20 protein-coding genes and 1 pseudogene are annotated in these 20,992 nt (G+C 47.9%); 12 read left to right on the top strand and 9 right to left on the bottom strand.

The window, feature by feature from the left end; translation table 11 throughout:
- From C6Y40_RS02455 to C6Y40_RS02465, 3 genes and pseudogenes are all read left to right on the top strand, one after another.
- Positions 1-211 (top strand): annotated as a pseudogene (locus tag C6Y40_RS02455) (IS1595 family transposase); the annotation flags it as partial.
- A gap of 43 nt (positions 212-254) precedes the next feature.
- Complete coding sequence (locus tag C6Y40_RS02460; RefSeq protein WP_240621827.1) at positions 255-2,204, top strand: methyl-accepting chemotaxis protein; 1,950 nt, start codon at positions 255-257, stop codon at positions 2,202-2,204.
- Positions 2,205-2,237: 33 nt separating this feature from the next.
- Positions 2,238-2,729: an energy transducer TonB gene (locus C6Y40_RS02465; protein ID WP_105933181.1), complete on the top strand. Its 492-nt coding sequence runs from the start codon at positions 2,238-2,240 to the stop codon at positions 2,727-2,729.
- Positions 2,730-2,802: 73 nt separating this feature from the next.
- On the opposite strand, the gene fldA is transcribed toward C6Y40_RS02465, so the two are convergent.
- From fldA to C6Y40_RS02490, 5 genes are all read right to left on the bottom strand, one after another.
- Positions 2,803-3,327 (bottom strand): flavodoxin FldA, encoded by a 525-nt coding sequence (fldA, locus tag C6Y40_RS02470; protein ID WP_105933182.1) that lies wholly within the window; start codon positions 3,325-3,327, stop codon positions 2,803-2,805.
- 33 nt (positions 3,328-3,360) lie between these two features.
- Entirely contained in the window at positions 3,361-3,585 is a 225-nt protein-coding gene (locus C6Y40_RS02475) for a DUF2788 domain-containing protein (RefSeq protein WP_070175106.1), read from the bottom strand.
- A gap of 214 nt (positions 3,586-3,799) precedes the next feature.
- Complete coding sequence (locus C6Y40_RS02480; protein ID WP_105933183.1) at positions 3,800-4,585, bottom strand: alpha/beta fold hydrolase; 786 nt, start codon at positions 4,583-4,585, stop codon at positions 3,800-3,802.
- Positions 4,586-4,623: 38 nt separating this feature from the next.
- Positions 4,624-5,019 (bottom strand): H-NS histone family protein, encoded by a 396-nt coding sequence (locus C6Y40_RS02485; RefSeq protein ID WP_105933184.1) that lies wholly within the window; start codon positions 5,017-5,019, stop codon positions 4,624-4,626.
- A gap of 85 nt (positions 5,020-5,104) precedes the next feature.
- Positions 5,105-6,751: an electron transfer flavoprotein-ubiquinone oxidoreductase gene (locus tag C6Y40_RS02490; protein ID WP_105933185.1), complete on the bottom strand. Its 1,647-nt coding sequence runs from the start codon at positions 6,749-6,751 to the stop codon at positions 5,105-5,107.
- Positions 6,752-7,014: 263 nt separating this feature from the next.
- On the opposite strand from C6Y40_RS02490, the gene C6Y40_RS02495 reads away from it, so the two are divergent.
- The gene (locus C6Y40_RS02495; protein WP_105933257.1) at positions 7,015-7,770 is read left to right on the top strand and encodes an electron transfer flavoprotein subunit beta/FixA family protein; all 756 of its coding nucleotides are present in this window, start codon (positions 7,015-7,017) and stop codon (positions 7,768-7,770) included.
- On the top strand, positions 7,767-8,699 hold the full coding sequence (locus C6Y40_RS02500) for an electron transfer flavoprotein subunit alpha/FixB family protein (RefSeq protein ID WP_105933186.1): 933 nt from the start codon (positions 7,767-7,769) through the stop codon (positions 8,697-8,699). Before C6Y40_RS02495 ends, C6Y40_RS02500 begins: the two co-directional genes overlap by 4 nt.
- A 55-nt stretch (positions 8,700-8,754) precedes the next feature.
- Here C6Y40_RS02500 and C6Y40_RS02505 read toward each other — a convergent pair whose 3' ends face one another.
- Positions 8,755-9,063: an isoamylase early set domain-containing protein gene (locus C6Y40_RS02505; RefSeq protein WP_105933187.1), complete on the bottom strand. Its 309-nt coding sequence runs from the start codon at positions 9,061-9,063 to the stop codon at positions 8,755-8,757.
- A 277-nt stretch (positions 9,064-9,340) separates the two neighbouring features.
- Here C6Y40_RS02505 and C6Y40_RS02510 point away from each other — a divergent pair, with 277 nt between their 5' ends.
- The 5 genes from C6Y40_RS02510 (at position 9,341) to C6Y40_RS02530 (ending at position 15,153) form a co-directional block, all read left to right on the top strand.
- Positions 9,341-10,546 carry an efflux RND transporter periplasmic adaptor subunit gene (locus C6Y40_RS02510; protein ID WP_105933188.1) on the top strand — a complete coding sequence of 402 codons (1,206 nt, stop codon included), beginning with the start codon at positions 9,341-9,343 and terminating at the stop codon, positions 10,544-10,546.
- A gap of 3 nt (positions 10,547-10,549) precedes the next feature.
- Entirely contained in the window at positions 10,550-13,705 is a 3,156-nt protein-coding gene (locus tag C6Y40_RS02515; RefSeq protein ID WP_105933189.1) for an efflux RND transporter permease subunit, read from the top strand.
- Positions 13,706-13,906: 201 nt separating this feature from the next.
- A complete protein-coding gene (locus C6Y40_RS02520) occupies positions 13,907-14,272 on the top strand; it encodes a hypothetical protein (protein WP_105933258.1) in 366 nt (121 codons plus the stop codon).
- Between the two features lie 106 nt (positions 14,273-14,378).
- Positions 14,379-14,882 (top strand): alpha/beta hydrolase, encoded by a 504-nt coding sequence (locus tag C6Y40_RS02525; RefSeq protein ID WP_205664738.1) that lies wholly within the window; start codon positions 14,379-14,381, stop codon positions 14,880-14,882.
- A 37-nt stretch (positions 14,883-14,919) separates the two neighbouring features.
- The gene (locus C6Y40_RS02530; RefSeq protein WP_105933191.1) at positions 14,920-15,153 is read left to right on the top strand and encodes a hypothetical protein; all 234 of its coding nucleotides are present in this window, start codon (positions 14,920-14,922) and stop codon (positions 15,151-15,153) included.
- A gap of 464 nt (positions 15,154-15,617) precedes the next feature.
- Here the strand turns inward: C6Y40_RS02530 and C6Y40_RS02535 are convergent, their stop codons facing one another.
- The 3 genes from C6Y40_RS02535 to C6Y40_RS02545 form a co-directional block, all read right to left on the bottom strand.
- A complete protein-coding gene (locus C6Y40_RS02535; protein WP_105933192.1) occupies positions 15,618-16,568 on the bottom strand; it encodes a transposase in 951 nt (316 codons plus the stop codon).
- 251 nt (positions 16,569-16,819) lie between these two features.
- A complete protein-coding gene (locus tag C6Y40_RS02540; protein ID WP_105933193.1) occupies positions 16,820-18,016 on the bottom strand; it encodes an amino acid aminotransferase in 1,197 nt (398 codons plus the stop codon).
- A 206-nt stretch (positions 18,017-18,222) separates the two neighbouring features.
- Complete coding sequence (locus C6Y40_RS02545; RefSeq protein WP_338065248.1) at positions 18,223-19,077, bottom strand: NRDE family protein; 855 nt, start codon at positions 19,075-19,077, stop codon at positions 18,223-18,225.
- On the opposite strand from C6Y40_RS02545, the gene C6Y40_RS02550 reads away from it, so the two are divergent.
- On the top strand, positions 19,064-19,672 hold the full coding sequence (locus tag C6Y40_RS02550; RefSeq protein ID WP_240621828.1) for a 1-acyl-sn-glycerol-3-phosphate acyltransferase: 609 nt from the start codon (positions 19,064-19,066) through the stop codon (positions 19,670-19,672). The two genes, C6Y40_RS02545 and C6Y40_RS02550, sit on opposite strands and share 14 nt — an antisense overlap.
- Positions 19,669-20,907 (top strand): cystathionine gamma-synthase family protein, encoded by a 1,239-nt coding sequence (locus C6Y40_RS02555; RefSeq protein ID WP_105933194.1) that lies wholly within the window; start codon positions 19,669-19,671, stop codon positions 20,905-20,907. The genes C6Y40_RS02550 and C6Y40_RS02555 overlap by 4 nt, the downstream gene beginning before the upstream one ends.
- Positions 20,908-20,992: the final 85 nt, after the last annotated feature.

A 20,992-nucleotide genomic window follows, 5' to 3' on the forward strand; every position in this document is an offset into this window, starting at 1 on the left:
GGCGGGAGGTGTTAAGGTGATAGATAAAGTCTTTCATATTCAGAATGTTAACGCCTATCACAGCCGTCTGAAAGCGTGGATGAAACGGTTTCACGGAGTAGCCACAAAATACTTGGAACACTACCTGGGTTGGTTCAGGTTTATGGATAATCCAGAAAACCTTAACGAAAACAGGCTCTTTTCGATTCAACAACAGTTAATCCGAACATAGCCTTAATAAAATCATTCTGGGATTCGCATCCTTTGGTTGTTTATTGTTAATTACGAGTATTCTTTCCTATTGGGGATTATCCGGTATCCAAACCTCCGCCGAAGACGTCATCGAAGAAAAAATGCCGGTGCAAACGTTGATGAACGAGGTCAATACACAAATACTCACGCTGGCCACGATTACCGCCAATGGTTATCACGTGAGTTCGTTGCCTGCATTGCAAAACAGCAAGTCGCAGTTTGCCGCCCGCTCGGAAACGTTTGTGCGTGGCCTCGACGAACTGGCTAAACTGCTGGGTAATGACAAACAGGCCACTCAGGCCATAGCAGCCAGTCAGGAGTATGTAGAGCAAAGCCTTGGCATGTACGAAGCGTTGGAGCAACAGCTTATCTTTGAGGAGCAGATTGCTGAGCAGTCCGAAAAAGTACTGATGATTGCCGATGAAGCGAGTGCTTTAATGCTCGACCTGAGCTATCTCGACACTAGCGATCCGGGCATCGAAACAGTAATTGGTACCGGCAATAATATCGACAACAAATTGCTCACCATGAATACGGCCATTGAAGATCTGGTTAATAGCCGCGAAGCCGATGCAACAGCCGTTATTGAAGAAGATTTGGCTTATCAAATCAGTAACCTGGAAGTTGATAAGGATTACCTCAACCGACTGGCTGAAACGGTAGATACCCAGGGCATAGTAGACATGTTTAATGAGCAGTATGAGGCGTTTATTGTTGAGCTCATCGGCAATAACGGGCTGGTGTGGATGCAAAAGCAAAAGCTGGCGTTTACCAGCGAAAGTGCCGCTCGTCAGGGGGCAGCGAATAAAGCGCTGAACTCGGCCCAAACCACCATTAGCTCGCTATACGGACAAATTAATGCCAGTACCCTGAATGCGCAACAGAAAATTCTGGACACCGTTATGGGCGCGTTAGTTAAAACCGGTGCGGTCTTTGTAATCGGTTTAATTGCAGCGGTGGTGCTGGCTGTTATTACTACCCGCAGCATAGCCCGTCCGTTGGTAAAAATAAATCGCGGTCTGACTCAACTGAGTCAGGGCGATCTCACTCGTAAACTGGACGATAATGGCAGTGATGAATTTGCCGCTCTGGCATCTAAAATTAATGCGCTGACTGAGAGTCTGCGGAGTCTGGTAGGCAATATCCTGTCGCAGGAACACCGCCTTGAAGAGGTGACTAAATCGAGCATTGCGCTAGGCGAGGAAAGCCTGCAACAGGTTGGCGAACAACGCAAGCAGGTTCAGACCACGGCTACCAATACCGATCATGTGCGAGAAACCAGCCATCATAACCTCAACCAGATCACTACCGCCATGGAAAAACTGAGTCAGGTGGAACAGCAGAGTCAGAGCATTGCCGCACTGGCTGAAAATAACCGTCAGCAGGTGCTTGAGCAAGCCCGTCAGGCCGAAGCTTCAGCGCAGGTTGTGCATCGCCTCGATGAGAACAGTCGTAATATCGGCAGTATTCTGGATGTGATTAAAACCATTGCTGAGCAAACCAATTTGCTGGCGTTGAATGCCGCTATCGAAGCGGCCCGAGCGGGCGAGCAGGGAAGGGGGTTCGCGGTGGTGGCTGACGAAGTGAGAACCCTGGCAAACCGTACTCATAATTCCACCGAAGAAATAGAAGCTATGATCGGCAGCTTACAAAAAGATGCCCATCAGGCGGTACAAACCATCAATACGGGCCGTGAACAAGCGCAACAGGGGGCTAAAGCCACCGAACAGGTAACTGAGCAAGTTGCCTCAATTTCAGTGATTATTCAGGAGCTGAGCCGGATTAACCGCGAGATCGTAACCGATACGGAAAGGCAGGATACACTGCTTGCGGACGTTGCTGGGAGTTTACAGCGAATTGTGGAACTCGCTGAACTCAGTGCCCACAGTACTGAGCGGGCGAATGCGTCTACTTCGAAAATTGACGTAGAAATTGCTGACTTGAAAAGGGCGGTATCGAAGTTTAGACTTTAGTTTAAATTAATCGAGAGTTTTCAGGGAAGAACAATGAAATATGCGATCTTAACGGTGTTTGCCGCCGGCTTTATAGTGGCCTGCGGCGCCACTGAGCCCGCTACCACTCCCGCCACAAGTGAATATGCCCAACTACCACTAAGCACCGATGTTCTGGCTATGCCTGAATGGCAGGCGCTCGAACGTTTTCCTGCCCGCTATCCAAAGAAAGAAGCCATGGCGGCTAATACAGGATGCGCTACTGTTGAGTACGTGATAAAGCCTGATAACACTGTCACCGGTATTCGTGTAGTGGAATCGAGCAGCCGACATTTTGCAAAAGAAGCCCAGCAGGTGGTCGCTAAGTGGAAATGGGCGGCAATGCCAGCCGGCATTTTAGACAAGCCGGTTAAAACCCAGACCCGCTTTGAGTTTTGTCTTGAAGATGGTTCGGGGCAATGTCGACTGGAAAAGCTGGCCAGTAAAACCGGGTGTTCCGGCAGTGATATAATTGCTTCGGTAGGAATGAGGGTAAGCCGGGGGTAAATCTTATAAGCCAACCGTTTACAGGCAAAAAAAACGCAGGGCTAAACCTGCGTTTTTTGAACTTAAGCCGAATTTAAGCCAGTTCGGCCAGACAAAGCTCTTCGTTTAACTGCTGACACCAGGCGCGAACACGTTCGTCGGTGAGTTCTGGCTGACGGTCTTCGTCGATACCCAGACCCACGAAGTGAGTGTCATCGGCCATGCCTTTAGAGGCTTCAAAATCGTAACCGTCGGTAGACCACTGACCTACCAGGATAGCACCACGGGCTTCAACGATGTCACGAACCATGCCCATGGCATCAAGGAAATACTCTGCGTAGTCTTCCTGATCACCACAACCAAAGATGGCTACCAGCTTGTCGGTAAAATCTATTTGCTCCAGCTCAGGGAAGAAATCGTCCCAGTCACACTGCGCTTCGCCGTAATACCAGGTAGGAATACCGAAAATCAGCAAATCAAACTCTGCAATCTGCTCTTTAGAGCTCTTTGCAATATCGTGAACGTCAATCAGGTTTTTACCCAATTCTTTTTGAATTAACTTGGCAACATGCTCTGTATTGCCAGTGTCGCTACCAAAAAACAGGCCAACACTTGCCATATCTAACCTCTATCTACTTACTTTTGAAAATGGTTATCCGGATACGCCGCTGCTCTGCCAGAACAGCTGGATAATCCCTTTTGCAATAAAACCCATGGCTCCCAGACCCAGAACACCATAGGCGACAACCCGGCCAATCATGGGAACATCGTTCTTTTTCAATACGTCATGGACGGCAAAAATCATCAGAACAAACAATATCACCAGCCCTAAATCGAGCATGATAGATTCTATTTGTTCGTAATACTTCGCAAGCATAAAAAACCTTTACTGTATTTTCGCGCGCAAACTATACCACAGTAATGTGGCTATCGCAGGCATTGTTACTGACTTTTGTGTCAATGCGGCCGACGTTGCGGCAACTCAGAATGACAACTTCCGCAGCCTGCCAGCTCTTAGAATCTGATTGGCGCGGAGTATATCACAACCGGTCTTTGTAAATGCAAATGTTTATCATTTACAAAATTAATGGTCAGGGTGTTAACGCCCGTTCGACCAACCCGTTGACTACCTGCGGTTTCTCGGCATGTAACCAGTGACCAACGCCCTCAACAAATTTGGCTTTAGCGTTAGGGAAGTACTTGCCGATAACTGCCTGATGTTGCCGGGTGATGTAGTCTGATTCGCCACCTTTTATAAATGTCACACCGCCTTCAAAGCGTGCATTGTCCGGCGCGGAGAAGCCGCCCACGTTAGCGTAGTCTTTTTCCAGGCCTGCCACGTTAAACCGCCATTGCCACTGACCATCATCACTCTGATAGAGGCTCTTTAACAAAAACTGTCTGACCCCGGGGATTTTAATCTCAGATTGCATCACACTGTCTGCCTCTTTACGTCCGCTTATACTGCTGAGATCAACCTTTTTGAGACCGGCAAATACCGATTGGTGATGAGGCGGGTAGGTGACCGGAGCAATATCCATGGGCACCAGTTTATCAACGCGGTCCGGATGGGTGAGCGCGGTGAGCATGGCTACTTTGCCACCCAGCGAATGGCCCACAACATGACACTTATCAATGTGCTGATCATCAAGCACCCGGACGAGCGCGCTAACGCAGTCTGCCAGGGTAAAGGTGTCTACCCACGGCGATTCACCGTGGTCCGGTAAGTCGATAGCAATGACATTAAAGGCATCTGTAAGGTGGCGTCTGAGTGCGGCTAAATTATCCAGATTACCAAACAAACCATGAATCAAAACAACCCAGGGGGCATTTTGTTTTTCGCAGTGATACTGCGCAAAATTAAGTGATATAGACATGTAAATAAAAAAGCGGGGAGAGTCCCCGCTATTAAAGATTAAATTGCGAAATCTTCTAAAGACTGACCTTTTGCAAGGGCATCTTTAAATACTACCGGCATTCTGCCAACGCCGGTCCAGGCGACAGTTTCACCATCAACGGTAATTTTATATTTAACCGGACGTTTTTTACCGGATTTACGTTTTGGCTTGGTTTCTGCCACATCCTGTAAATCGGCTACATCAATGCCGGCTTCTTCCATTTGTTTTTTAATTTCTTCAAGCTTGGCAAGTTTCTCCTGCTGGGCTTTAATTAATTCAGCTTCCTGCTCTTTTCTTTTTTCGATAATGTTATTCAGCTTTTCCTGAACACTCGTTAACTCTTCTACCGATAAATCCTTTACGGCACCTTGTAAACGTCGTCCATGAGTTAAAATTTCTAAAAACTCACTCATTAATTATCTGCCTATGTTTAAAAACTATGACAATTCTAATTTAATCTCGTGGTTTTTCAAAATTATATTTAAAACAATAAACGAATTACATATTCGGATAATTAGGACCGCTGGCGCCTTCGGGTACCACCCAGCGGATATTTTGCGCCGGATCTTTAATGTCACAGGTTTTACAATGTACGCAATTGGCCGCATTAATCTGAAACTGCGGTTGCTTGTCGTCACCCTCAACTATCTCGTATACACCAGCAGGGCAGTAGCGTTGTGCTGGTTCCGCGTAACTTGGCAGATTAACCTTTACCGGTATTTCCGGGTCTTTTAACTGCAGGTGACAGGGTTGGTCCTCGTCGTGACTGGTATTGGCTAAATACACCGATGATAATTTATCAAAACTGAGTTTATTATCCGGCTTTTCATAGTTTATTGGCTGGCACTGGGCGGCAGATTTTAATTTTTTAAAGTCAGCATCAGTATCTTTTAATGTCACAAAAAGATTGCCGTTAAAAATATTTTGTTCCAGCGTATTAAACGCACCTCCCAGTAAATTGCCAAATTTATGCAGGGCCGGGCCAAAGTTCCGTCCTTTAAAAAGTTCATTTCTTAAATCACTTTGCTGATAGGCCTGATTAAATTCTGTACAAAAGTCTGTGTTGGTCGCCTGATTAATTTGATTAAAAATAACTTCTGCGGCCATTTTGCCCGACTTAATTGCCGTATGAATGCCTTTAATTTTAGAAAAATTTAACGTTCCGGCATTACAACCTACCAGACATCCCCCCGGAAAAGCCATTTGTGGTAAAGAATTAAATCCGCCTTTGGTAATGGCTCGCGCACCATAAGCTACCCGTTCACCGCCGTTTAAATATTGAGCAAACAGCGGATGATGTTTCATGCGTTGAAATTCATCGAAGGGACTTAAATACGGGTTGTCGTAATTCAAATCAACAATTAAACCAACATAAATTTGATTATTTTCGGCATGATATAAATAACTGCCTCCGGAGGCTTCCGTTAATGGCCAGCCAGCAGTGTGAACAACCAGGCCCGGCTGATGTACTGCCGGATCGACCTGCCAGATTTCTTTAAAACCGATGGCATAATGTTGCGCTGTGGCGTTCTTATCCAAGGTAAACTTTTCAATCAGGGTTTTACCCAGATGACCACGACACCCTTCGGCAAAAACGGTATATTTTGCTTTAAGTAACATACCCGGCATGTAGCTATCTTTTTCAGAGCCATCAGCAGCCACGCCCATATCGCCGGTAATAATGCCGCCCACGCTGCCATCATCGTTATAAAAAACATCCGCAGCAGCAAAGCCGGGAAATATTTCAATACCCATGCCTTCGGCCTGCTCGGCAAGCCAGCGACACAGATTCCCGAGTGAAACAATATAGTTGCCTTTATTATGCATGGTTTTAGGCGTAATCAGATCCGGCAGCTTAATACTGGCGCTCTCGCTGCGTAACAGATACGTGGCATCCTCGGTTACCGGTTGATTAAGCGGCGCGCCTTTCTCCTGCCAGTCGGGAATGAGTTCGCTGAGGGCCGCGCTTTCCATCACGCCACCGGATAGAATATGAGCACCGACTTCCGAACCTTTCTCGACGATACAGATGGATAACTCAGAGCCCGACTGCTCAGCCTGTTGAGCCAGTCGGATAGCGGTAGCGAGGCCCGATGGACCTGCGCCAACAATCACAACGTCAAACTCCATTGATTCTCTTTTCACGGCCTTTCTCCTCATATTCTGATTTGATTTTATTGTTCTCTGTAGGGGCGTTAACTGGCAACCTTATTTGCCACTTTCATGGCTTTTATTGCGTTGCGTCAAACTAAACCAGGTTGACGTTAACGTCAACTGCAAGTAAATTTTATGCTAAAGATGTTGCAAAAGTGTTGTTACGTCAAATTGACAGTTGCTGTCATTAAAGTGCCATAGTTATTGGAGCACGATCTAAGCAGACTAAACCGTAAAGGATGAAAGAGGCTTATATGAAAATACTGGTGCCGGTAAAACGGGTAATCGATTACAACGTAAAAGTGCGGGTTAAATCCGATCAATCCGATGTGGATTTAACCAACGCTAAAATGGCCATGAATCCTTTTTGTGAAATAGCAGTGGAAGAGGCGGTCAGATTAAAGGAAAAAGGTATCGCGACGGAAATTGTTGCCGTTAGCATTGGCCCTAAGGCATGTCAGGAGCAGATCCGAAATGCCATGGCGCTCGGTGCAGACCGCGGTATTCATGTGGAGTGCGAAACGTTTCCTGAGTCGTTACAGGTTGCCAAGATTCTGGCTCGCCTGGTGGAGCAGGAATCACCGGGCCTGGTGATTATTGGTAAACAAGCCATCGATTCTGATAATAATCAGACCGGTCAGATGCTGGCAGCATTAACCAAAATGCCCCAGGCGACCTTTGCCTCGGCGGTGGAAGTAGAGGGTGACGACAGCCTGAAAGTGACCCGCGAAATCGACGGTGGATTGCAAACCCTGAAACTCAGCATGCCTGCAGTGGTGTCTACCGATTTACGCTTAAATGAACCACGCTATGCCAAATTGCCGGATATCATGAAAGCTAAACGTAAACCGCTGGCGGTAATGAGTACCGACGAACTGGGCGTGGACATTACCCCACGGGTAACAACCTTGAAAGTAACGCCTCCACCGGCCAGAAGTGCAGGTGTTAAAGTTGAGACAGTGGCTGAACTGATGGCAAAACTTCGCGAAGAAGCAAAGGTGATCTCATGAGCATACTGATTTACGCAGAGCATGATAATAAACACCTTAAATCGGAAACGCACAAACTGGTAACAGCTGCCACACAGCTTGGTGACGATATCCATATTCTGGTAGCCGGATTAGATTGCGCGGCAGTAGCCGAGCAGGCAGCTACTATTGCCGGCGTAAAACGTGTCATGCTGGCAGACAATCCGGCCTACGCACATCAGCTTGCTGAGAACACCGCCGATTTAGTACTCGATATCGCAGAGGGTTATACTCATATTCTGGCGGCGGCTACCACTACCGGTAAGAACTTTATGCCACGGGTGGCGGCGTTACTCGATGTGGTGCAGCTATCTGATATCATTGGCATCGAAAGCCAAGATACCTTTGTGCGACCTATATATGCCGGTAACGCTATCGCAACAGTGCAAAGTAGCGATGCCGTTAAGGTAGTTACGGTTCGGGCCTCGGCCTTTGATGCAGCACAAGAGGGGGACAGTGTTTCAGTTGAGACTCTAGCAACGGTAATCGAAAACACTCAGGTAACCTTTGAAAGTGACGAAATGACCAAGTCAGATCGCCCTGAACTGACGGCGGCAGACATTGTTATCTCCGGTGGACGCGGTATGAAGGATGGTGAGCACTTTGCCATGCTGGAGCGGATAGCCGACCAGCTTGGAGCTGCCGTAGGGGCAAGCCGGGCGGCCGTCGATGCCGGGTTTGTACCTAACGATATGCAGGTAGGGCAAACCGGTAAGATTGTTGCGCCACAGCTTTATATAGCGGTAGGCATATCCGGCGCTATCCAGCACTTAGCGGGTATGAAGGACTCAAAAGTGATTGTCGCCATCAACAAGGATCCGGAAGCGCCTATTTTTCAGGTAGCGGACTACGGTTTGGTAGCAGACCTGTTTGATGCCTTACCGGAAATCGAAAGCGCGCTGGGCAGCTAAGGGCTGAGCCAGTTAAATACGCCCGGCAGGCAGGTTGTCTGCCGGGCGCTTTTCGCTATACCCGAACCACTGAATTATCGTCAAAACTCACCGGTGAAGGCGAGTAAGCATCGGCTTCCCAGTCGTTTTCCCAATTTTCGTCATCGAGCAAATAACGGAACTGGTATTCCGCTTCCGCAGGCAGGTTTACCGTTTGGGTAAAATCGCCGTTCTTAAGCTTTTTCATTGGTTCAGCCTGGATATCCCACGCATTAAAATCGCCTAGCAGCTTGGCAGTGTCGGCATTATTGGCTTCACTGGCCTTTAACTTGAAAGTTACTTTGCAGATTGGTTTAGATTTTAAATATTGTTTCTTCAGACTCATTGTTTTCTCTCCAGCTCAACAATCTGTAATTAAATTACAAGTTACGCTCAAATAATCACCGTTTCAAGCGGTTTTGTTCGAAATGTGGTCACAAATTAACGGTGATACTGATTAATAAAATCAAAATTTACCTTTGCAATAAACATCTTGATAAATCGACACATTTATTAACAAAAGATATAAAGCGTTTACGTGGCTTACTTCGTAATATTACCGTTAGACAAGTTTATGTTTAGCAGGCTGGCGTAGATCAGCAGACAACCAGAGTGGCACATTAATGAAGTTATCGTCTTTAATCAGGTCGGCGCTGCCGATTTTATTACTGGGCCTGGCGCTTATCGCAGCCGGTATTATGATCCTGTCGAAAAAACCGCCGGAGAAAAAAGTAGTAGAAGAGCTGGCGTTTTTAGTTGATGCACAGCCGGTGTACACCGAGCATGTGGAGTTTACAGTCACCAGCCAGGGCAATGTCCAGCCCAAGCACAAAACCAGCATTGCCACCCAGGTGAGTGGCCGGGTTGTGGAGATAGCCGACAATTTTGTGGTGGGTGGTTTTTTTAACAAAGGCGACGTGCTGCTTACCCTGGAACAAGACGATTATCAAACTGATCTGAGCCTGGCCGAGGCCGAGCTGGCTCAGGCCGAAGCAGCCCTGCAGGAAGAAATAGCCCGCGGCAAAGTGGCCGCAGAAGAATGGCGTTCGGTAAATGGCGTAGTACCGCCTGAACTTGGCCTGCGTAAACCACAACTGGCCAAAGAACAGGCCAATGTAAAAGCCGCTAAAGCCAAGCTTGCCAGAGCACAGCGCAATCTCGACCGGACTCAGGTCATTGCCCCCTATGATGGCATTGTGATTGAGCGTAACGCCGATCTGGGCCAGTTTGTAGGTACCGGCGCCCTGGTGGGCGAGCTTTATTCTACCGAGGTGGCCGAAGTGCGCTTACCGCTTACTGATGCGGATTTGGCCTTTATTGATCTTGAAAGCGGTATTTCCCACCGCAATCCGGTTACGCTGAGCGCCATGGTAGGCGGTAAGTTTCAGCAGTGGCAGGGCACGCTGGTGCGTAGTGAAGGCGTGTTGGATACCACTAATCGGTTGATTTACGCAGTAGTAGAAGTACGCGATCCGTACCTGCGGGATAACAGCGAGTTTAATGTTCCACTGCGCTTTGGCCAGTTTGTACAGGCCGTAATTAGCGGGACAGACGCACGCTCATTAATTGTGATCCCACGCAGCTTACTGCGCCTTGATGGCACCGTTCTGGTAGCCGACGAGAATAACGAACTGCAAATAAAACAGGTAGACATTGCCCGTTCCAGCCCTGAATCGGTTTATATCTCGGCCGGTCTGAGCGATGGTGACAAGGTGGTACGTAGCGCTGTTCCTAATCCGTATAATGGCATGCCGGTGCGTTTGCCTGAGCAGGATCCTGCAGAACAGGACGTAGCCGATGAAGATGCTGCGTTAGATACCGGAGCATAAGTCATGCAAGCATATAACACGCATAAAGGCCTGATAGCCTGGTTTGCCCGCAACAGCGTGGCGGCCAACCTGCTGATGTGGATTTTGCTCATCGGCGGTGTATTTGGGGCTTTCGGTATTCAAAAGCAGGTGTTTCCTAATTTTGAGGTGAACATCATTTCGGTGCGGGTGCCTTATCTCGGCGCTGCGCCACAGGAAGTAGAAGAAGGTGTTCTGTTAAAAGTTGAAGATGCGATTAAAGATCTCGACGGCATTAAACAGATCACCTCGACTGCCACCGAAGGGATGGGCTCGGTTACTATCGAAGTAGAAGAAGACTACGACGTTCAGGTGGTCCTCGATGAGGTAAAGTCTCAGGTCGACGCCATTCCCAGTTTCCCCGGTAACACCGAGAAGCCTATAGTTTATCGCACCAAGTTCCAGCAGGATGTACTGTGGATTGCCGTGTACGGCGATGCCAGCGAACGGGAATTAAAGGAGTTCGCTAAAAACCTGCGTGACGACGTAGCCAACTTGCCGGGCATTTCCAGTGTTCAGGTGGTGGGCGATCGCGACTATGAAATTTCTATCGAAATGTCCGAATACACGCTGCAGAAATACGATTTAACCTTTTCTGAAGTGGTGAATGCCATACGTCAATCGTCGGTGGATTTACCCGGTGGCGCAATCAAGTCGGATAACGGCAATATTCTGCTGCGGACTAAAGGCCAGGCATACACTGGCTGGGAGTTTGCGCAGATTGTGCTGTTAACCCGCGCTGACGGTTCGCGCCTGACGCTGGGGGACATTGCCACCATTGATGACGGCTTTGTAGAAGATCCCCAGTATGCCATGTTTGATAACCAGCCGGCGGTTAACGTGCGGGTAAAAGCCGTGGGCGACCAAAATGCGCTGGAAATATCTAAAGAAGTGAATCAGTACCTGGAGAAAAATAAAAAGGACTTTCCGGCGCATATTAAAGCTGATGCCTGGGGCGATTCGTCGTTCTACCTGGCCGACCGCCTTAACATGATGCTGGAAAACATGTTCTGGGGTGGGGTGCTGGTATTTTTGGTACTGTCACTGTTTCTTAAAATTAAACTGGCGTTCTGGGTAATGGTCGGGCTGCCAGTGTGCTTTTTAGGCACGTTGCTGGTATTGCCCATGGAAGGCCTGGGTGTATCTATTAATATGCTCAGCTTGTTTGCCTTTATTCTGGTGCTGGGGATAGTGGTGGATGATGCCATTATTATGGGGGAGTCGGCTTATTCAGAAATCGATGCCAAAGGGCACAGCACAGATAATGTGATTGCCGGTGTAAAAAAGGTTGCCATGCCAGCCACCTTCGGGGTACTTACCACCATTGCCGCTTTTTCGCCGATGCTGATGGTGTCTGGTCCGTTTGGGGTGATATGGAAAACCATTGGACTGGTAGTCATTGTGTGCCTGACTTTTTCACTTATCGAGTCGAAGCTTATTCTGCCGGCTCACTTGGCGCATATGCGCCTCAAACCTTACGATCCGGCTAAAGCTAACCGTTTTCAACGCTTCCGTGATTTCTTTAGTGAAGGCATTAAATCGTTTATTAAAAACATTTACGCGCCGTTTTTGGTTAAAGCGGTAAAAGCCCGCTATGTGACACTAGCCGCGTTTGTCAGCATGCTGATCTTAACCTACGGCATGTTTAAGGGCGACTGGGTGCGGTTCGTTTTCTTCCCCACCATTCCAAGTGACTTTGTTATGGCTTCGGTGGAGCTGGAACCGGGTTCATCACTGTCGCAACGTGATAAAGCGCTGGACACCTTACTCGATGCAATGTATCGGATGGATGAACAGCTCACTCGGGAGACCGGTTCAGGAGTGATCAGCCACGCGGTAGCCTTCGATCAGGGTTCGCTGGGTGGCCAGGTGTTCGCCGAATTGAGTAAAGGTGAATCACGGGAGGTTACCGATACCGAAATTCAGCGTCGCTGGCGTGAGTTTATGCCGGAAATTCCCGGCGTGAAAACCTTGAACTTTAATGCTCCGGGTGGCCCTGGTGGCGGCTCTGACTTAAGCTTTGAATTCAGTTCCAGTGATACTACTCAACTCGAACTCATCAGTAAGGACGTTAAAGCTGCACTGGCCGAGTATAACGGGGTGTCTGATATTAACGATACCTTCGCCGGTGGCGCCGATGAAATTCAGTTACAGTTAAAACCGCAGGCAGAAGCCCTTGGTATTACCCTACAGCAATTAGGGCAGCAGGTACGTTACGGTTTTTATGGTGCCGAAGTTCAGCGCGTACAGCGTGACGACGAAGAAGTTAAGGTGATGGTGCGTTATCCCAAGGAAGAACGTAACTCCATTGGCCATCTGGAAACCATGCGGGTGCGTTCGCCGGCGGGCCAGGATGTGCCGTTTGAACAGGTGGCTGATATCGAACTGGGTAAAGGGTACGATTCAATCATCCGGGTTGACGGTCAGCGTTCGGTAACAGTTTCGGCAGCGGTTGATAAAGACATTGCTGAGCCTAACGAAGTCACCATGGAAATGATCACCCGGGTAATTCCGGAAATCATGAAAAAGTACCCGCGGGTAGAGTTTAAGCTGCAAGGTAACTCCCGTGAACAAATGGAAGCCATGACATCGCTCGCCCAGGGGTTATTGTTTGCTCTTTTTGCAATTTATGCATTGTTAGCGATTCCGTTACGCTCTTATACGCAACCGTTGATCATTATGTCGGTGATCCCTTTTGGTATCGTAGGGGCAATACTGGGCCACCTGATGCTGGGCCATGCAGTCAGTGTATTGTCGATTTGCGGCATTATCGCGCTCTCGGGCGTGGTGGTTAACGACAGCCTGATCATGGTTGATTTTGTTAACCGCGCACGTCAGGAGGGCCACCGCCTGATGGATGCGGCAATTAGTGCAGGTACGCAGCGGTTCAGAGCGATTATTCTTACCTCTCTGACCACCTTCATGGGCCTGGTACCGATAATGTTTGAACGCAGTTTGCAGGCGCAGGTGGTTATCCCCATGGCCATATCCCTGGCGTTTGGGATCTTGTTTGCCACGGTGATCACCTTACTATTGGTGCCTGCGTTGTACGTTATTCTGGATGACATTAAAAATGGCCTGACCAGAAATAAGCGCTCGGCACTGGCTACTGAGCCATCTGAAGGGATGATTTCCAAATAGTCGCTACGGGCGCACCAGGTGTGCCGCAATTGGTAGTTAAACAAACGCCGGCAGGGAAACCTGACCGGCGTTTTTAATTCAGGCTGTAGTCTGCAAAATCACTCTGTTTAAAATAAACCGGTTTAAAATAAATCACAAAAAGCTTGAATGCTGATAAATTATACAGTACTGTTTAGCTATACAGTATTTGAGGGTATTGTGATGAACACAGGTTTAAAAACAATTGATAACTTAATTGAACGCTTTGGTATTTCAGTGGGCGAGGGGCATGACGCTTTTCAGCAGGTACTGGATCTTTACGGCGGTGACAGCCGCGCCACCACTATGAAGCTGCCGTTTTGTTTTTATCAGATCATTGCCAATTTGCCGGTGAGCCGCCGGTTATCGCTGCACCAGTTTTACCTGCCTCACCGTAAGGCCCGCTTAGCCAGCTTTTTGATTGACGAAAACGGCCAGATTATTGAGCAGGTTTACTACCAGCGGGATAGCAAGTACGTGAAGGCCTGCAAGAAATTACAGTCACTGGTGCAATGTCACTACTTAAAAGGTTGGGCTACCGCTGCCTGAGGCTGGGTTTCATAAATTTGTTACTAAAACCGTATAATGTAAGATAAATACCATTGTTATTTATCCGTAATATCGGATAATCACGCTTCTAGATAAGGAGTTGTGCGTGAAAGTTATCTTTTCACACGGTAAAGAAAGTGGCCCGTGGGGAACCAAAATACGGTTTCTGGCAAACATCGCTGAAGAAATGGGCTGTCAGATCCAAAGTATTGACTACAGCGACACCCTGGATCCGGAAAAAAGGGTAGAAAGGCTGATGCAATCTATCCCCAAGGACGATCCCGAAGTGTTACTGGTGGGTTCCAGCATGGGCGGTTATGTGTCTTTGGTTACGGCTTTACAGCATAAAGTACGCGGAGTGTTTTTGCTGGCGCCGGCCGTAGCAATGCCTGGCTACAAGGTACAATCCTATCCGGTCTCTTGTCCGGTAACCTGCGTTCACGGCTGGCAGGACGAAATCATTCCTGCGGAGAATATTTTAAACTTCGCTAAACAGCTTAATATCACGCTACATCTGATACCTGGCGATCATCGTTTAAATGACTCCCTGAAAGCGGTTGGGGTACTCTTTAAACAGTTTTTATTTGAGCGTCTGACCGATCAGTCGTGATTTCAGCTTCCTTACAGGTTATGAATAGTGAGTTAGAATGCGCAGGGAAGTCTCAAAGCAACAACAGTTGACCAGGCTTGGCATCGCCTTTGTTATCTTTGTGATTAGCAGTGTTTATTATTACTATCGCGACAAAGCACAGGCTGAAAGCGTAAACGCACTGTTTAACGATACGGTATTCGGTATCCCGGACGCGAGTACCAGGCTGAGAGTGAGAATAGTGGACAGGCACTCACTTAGGCACTCATTTAAAAATATGAATGCGCAATAATTCGATTCTTTGTACAAAAATACTGGACAGGCACTTTAACTGAAAAATAAAAGTATTGACTCATTCGATTTATCGCTAGAGGTTGTTGATCTTTGTATGAAAAGCAGCCGGCATAGCAACGAGGTATAATTGTTTCGCCAAAAATAATTAACCGTAATGTTGCTATGCCAAGAACGATGTTAACAGATGATGCGTGGGAAATCCTTGATTCAAAACTTGGACAGGCACTAACTCAAAACTTGGACAGGCATTTAAAATAAAAACGCGTAATGATTCGATTATTCGGGGGTGTTTTCTTATCGGTCCTTAAAAAATGCTATTGGGTTTGCAAATGGGATAGGCTTATCGATAGCTATTCCAACAACTTCATATGAGATGGATGATACGGGTCTATTTATGGCTTCTGATAGGCCAGGTAGTCTTGAAAAGTAGAGATTTGATTTAGTGTAAGAAAAGCTTTCAGTCTAAGCCGAATTGTACTTGTTCTTTCTACCGAGAATTCGATTTAACTTTTCGATGCTAATAGAAGTATGAAATTCTGTTTCTATGCCCGATATCATGGTTTGCCAGTCAGCCAGTTCTAATCCTGTCCTGGTAAGGATAGGGGAAGCGGTATCTTCAATTTTCCCTCGCTTTTGCGGATGATAATGCCGACCTGAGAATTCCACTAGTGCCAGGTAATCCTGAAGTTGAAAGGGTAAACCATCGGGCATATTGGCTCTGATATTACCTGTAAAGGGGAAAAGTAGTTTAGGTTGTTTGTTGAATTTAGCCGCATTGATACGTTGTTGAATGCTGGTATGGTTTGAAGTCTCAGGCGTTTTCGAAATACCCGCTCGAATCGGATTCAAATCAACATAGACCATACAAGCCGCTAATGCAGCGTCGTCTAACAAAGCTTGTGATTTGAAACGCCCTTCCCAGAAATGCCCGGTGCAGTCATCTTCTTTATTGGCCTGCCTTGCAATATATTCATTGAGTAAACGCATGAACCAGCTAATATCATAAAGGCGACGTCGATAGACTTCTGCAACTGCAATTACGGTAGCGGTTTCAGCCTCTGTTAAACTTTTACCTTGCTCAGGATCAAGAAATCGTTGAGATAACAACATCCCTTTAAACATTTTATGCCATCGCTGGATTATTTCTGTAGTCGATAAGGCATCGGCTTTCTGCTTGTTTATACGCAAGACCACATGTGTATGATTGCTCATTATCGCAAATGCGCAGACATCCACACAAAATACTTCAGCCAACAACATCAAGCGGTCTTCGAGCCATTGACGACGATGCTCGTAGCTTCTTCCTGAAACTTTATCTTCGCCACAGAGATAAGCACGACGTACACATCGAGAAACGCAGTGGTAGTAGGGCGTATCAGAGAGACTAATCAGGCATTTACGAGGTCTGGGCATCCATTTATCCAAGCGAAGCAACGGGTATATCTATTGTGCTGTAGTTGAGATAAATACCAACTGTATATAGGGATGGAAAACGACTGTCCTAGCTTTCTGCTAGCTTTCTGCTAGCTTTCTGTACTTGGATGGTGAGTGACTGTCCGAGATTTATTCTCGAGATTTAATGTTCTGTCGCTTCGCGACCGGTCACATAAAAAAGCCCTGACTGAGAAGCCAGGGCTTTTTTGTAATACCGTTTAGCAGCTTGATTAGCTGTTAATCACAGCTACCATAGCTTTGGCCAGATCGTCGATGTTTGCCTGGCTGATGCCTGCTACGTTAACGCGGCTGGAATCAACAAAGTAAACGCTGTGTTCATTACGCATTTTCTGTACTTGTTCCGGGGTGATACACAGGAACGAAAACATACCTTTCTGATTGTTTACAAAGCTGAAATCTTTTTGTGCGCCATTAGCGGTCAGTTTTTCAACTAACAGGCTACGCAGGGTAGACATGCGGTTACGCATCTCGTTAACTTCGGTTTCCCACTCTTGCTTAAGGGCAACGTCGGATAAGATGATGTCTACCAGAGCACCGCCGTAGCTTGGTGGCATAGAGTACATACCACGGGCAACCGACTGAATTTGCGCCTGGGCGATTTTCTTAGTCGCGCTGTCTGCGGTAACAATTGCCGCTAAGCCGACACGTTCACGGTACAGACCGAAGTTTTTGCTGCACGAGGCGGCGATGATCACTTCCGGCAGGTTTTCACACAGCAGACGAACACCGTAGGCATCTTCTTCCAGGCCATCACCAAAGCCCTGATAAGCCAGGTCTACGAACGGCAGGAATTCACGTTCTTTAGCTACTTCAACCACTTGTTGCCATTGCTCTTTGGTGAGGTCGGCACCGGTTGGGTTGTGGCAGCAACCGTGCAGTAATACCACGTCGCCTTTTTCAACTTTGCGCAGCGTGTCCATCATCGCGTCAAAGCGAATTGAAGCAGTGGCTTTGTCGAAGTAGGGGTAAGTTTCCAGGCTTAAACCGGCATTGCCCATTAACGGGATATGGTTAGCCCAGGTCGGATCGCTTATCCAGACTTTAGTGTCTTTATTTACGCGAGTCAGCAACTCGGCAAGAATGCGTAATGAGCCGCAACCACCAGGCGCTTGCACCGCAGCTACGCGATCAGCCATTAATACCGGGCTTTTTTCACCCAGGATTAGGCCCAGCATGCCGTCGATAAAACCCTGTACACCCTGTGGGGTTATATAGGTTTTTGACTTTTCGCGCTCAAGTAAAATGGTTTGCGCTTTGGCTACCGCAGATAAAATAGGGGTGTTGCCTTGCTCGTCTTTATAAACGCCAACACCTAAGTCTATTTTATTAGGGTTGGTATCTTGCTTAAACGCAGCAGACAAACCAAGAATCGGATCCGGGGCAAGTTGGGGTAGCACTTCAAACACGTTATGTCCTCTAAAATGTACAGGAATCGGTTTACTAAGTTTATGAACAGTCCTGGGCTTTCACAAACTCAAACAACGGTGGTCGTGTGTTGTTGCTCAACACTGTTATCAGTCAGACCACTTCATCATCTTCCGCTGGCTCGGGAGTTAACCAGTCGGGCTGCGCATTATGCCATCAACTGCTGCAAATTCGAATAGAAAAGCGCTTATTCCTGCACAATTTTCCACTGAAACTCACGGGGCTGGGCTACCTTTTTGCCGTGTTCATATTCCTGCTCAATCCAGGTGACTTCACGGCGATGATTAATTAGTAGCAGGGTAGAACTGCGCGTGCCGTATTCTGGTGAGGCAATAAAGATAGACGACAGGCGCTGCTCCCATTCAAGCGGTACGCCGGTATCCGGCAGTTCGTGTTGCGCAGCCGGGGTATTATCCTGAAGTAAGTTAAACAGGGCGTCCTTGTTAAGGGTGGTCGCCGAACTGATGTATTCCTGCAACCTGGTTACGCCGCGCCTTACTTTTGGCCAGGGCGTATTGAGTGCACTGTTGGAAAGGCCGTGAAAGCCCGTAGCCAGCGGCGTAAAATGGTTGGTGTGATTGTTATACACCTGCAGGCGGGTAACATTGCCGTACAGTAAATTATAGCCGTTATAGGCTTCGCGACTGTCGCTAAGCTGCTGTTCAAATTGCGCTTCGCTGATGGTGCGAGAGAGATAGTTGACCACCAGCTCACCTCGGCTGCGAGCTTGAGTTTGCTCACGGGCAGGATTGCGAATATTGGTCAATGCAGCAATATCGCCATTACGGTGGACTCCCATCCAACTTCCACCGGCCTGTAAATCCTTGCCGGCCAGTATTGTTTCTGGCGCATCCCACCAATGGCTTGGCTGGGTAGGGCGCTGATAAAACTCATCGCGATTAGCAGCAATAATCAGCGGATAGTCTTTGTGCTGTTCAACGGCAACAAAAATAATACACATAGCTTTGGTGGCGCACTCCGTAGCAGTTACAATTACCGATAACAGAATAACCGATTGGTGGCGGAATATGCAGTCATTCAAAGCGCCATTACCAGAAACAGTCCCACAATACCCGGTTGGCATGTGGGGTAAATGTTGCCGGTGGTGGCTGGATAAGCTGGGCTGGACAGTGCAAGGCAGCCTGGCTAATCACCCTAAAATGGTGCTGGCCGTTGGTCCGCATACATCTAACTGGGATTTCATTATTGGTGTGATGTGTAAACTTGCGCTCGGTCTGGATGTGGCGTTTTTAGGCAAACATACCTTGTTTGAAGGACCCTTAGGCGGCCTGATGCGCCGCTTAGGTGGTATCGCCGTGGACAGAAGTAAAGCCCATGGCGTAGTGGGGGAAGTGGCCGGGCGAATTAGCCGTTCAGAACAGTTACTGCTGGCGCTGGCACCGGAAGGAACGCGAAAAGCCGTGTATCCGTGGAAAAGCGGCTTTCTTTACATTGCACAAACCGCTAGAATTCCCATTCAGTGTGTCGGCCTTGATTATCAACAGAAAACGCTGGTTTTCGGGCCCGTCCTTACAGTATCCAAAGATGTAACGGTGTCGATGGAGTCGGTATACAGTTTTTACCGCACCGTCACCGCTAAATACCCGCAGCAAACAATTACGGAGCCCAACGCGTGACCAAACCGGGAGTGACCACTCGTCAAGTACATGCCGACAGACAGCTAAATCATCCGGCCGATGGTGCCGTACATACCAGTACCACCAACGCTGTCTTATTCGAATTTGAAAAAACGCAAGATCTGGTAGATGTTTTTCAGGGCAAAAAAATGGGCCACGTTTACGGACGCTCCTCATCAGGCTCAATGGCTGCGCTGCAAACCATTATTGCTGATATGGAAGGCGGCATTGCAACAGCCTGTTTTGCCACCGGCATGGCTGCAATCACCAGTACCATGCTGTCGCTGTTTAAAGCAGGCGATCACTTAATTGTGAGTCAGTATTTGTTTGGCAATACCCGCAGTTTCTTAGACACGCTGATGGATTTAGGCGTTGAACTCACCTTTGTTGATGTAACCTCTATTCAGGATGTGATTGCGGCGAAACAAAACAACACCCGCGCGGTATTTACCGAGACCATCGCTAATCCGGTTACTCAGGTAGCCGATTTACGGGCTATTGGTAAGTGGTGTGAAGAACAAAAGCTGCTGTTTATGGTAGATAACACCATGACACCGCCACCAGCGTTCGATGCCAAAGCCATGAAAGTTTCTCTGGTGCTGAGCTCGCTCACCAAATATCACGGTGGCCATGGCCACGTGCTCGGCGGTGCGGTGACGGATATGGGCAATTATGACTGGACGTCATTTAGCAATATTAAACCGGCCTATCAGGTTGCCGATGAGCGGATGTGGGGGATCACCCAAATTCGCAAAAAAGGGCTGCGCGATCTCGGCGCTACGCTGGCAGCGCAATCGGCGCACCTTATCTCGGTAGGCATTGAAACCCTGTCGCTGCGTATGGCGCGTAGTACTGAAAATGCCATGAAACTGGCCACCTATCTGGAAAGTCAGGATAAGATTGAGCGAGTGTATTACCCTGGCCTTTCTAATCATCCGCAACACTATGTAGCTCGTGAACAATTGGGTAGTTATGGTGCGATCCTGAGCTTTGATTTGGTGCCTGGTATCGATCCTTGCGAATTCCTGGATGAGCTTAAGTTAGTGCTATCAGCCACTCACCTTGGTGATACGCGCACTCTGGCACTGCCAGTGGCCTCTACCATATTCTTTGAGAATGGGCAGCGGGAGCGAGCGCGCATGGGCATTACCGAAACAATGATTAGAATGTCGGTGGGGATTGAAGATACCGACGACCTGGTGGCTGACTTTGACCAGGCGCTGGCAAAGTTTTAAGCGCAAGTACCACGTATTACGCATTAAAAAGCCTGCATTTCGCAGGCTTTTTTGTCTCTGCAATTAATCGTTGGCGGCTTTAATA

This window comes from Marisediminitalea alba, assembly GCF_002993365.1.
GTDB lineage: Bacteria > Pseudomonadota > Gammaproteobacteria > Enterobacterales > Alteromonadaceae > Alteromonas > Alteromonas alba.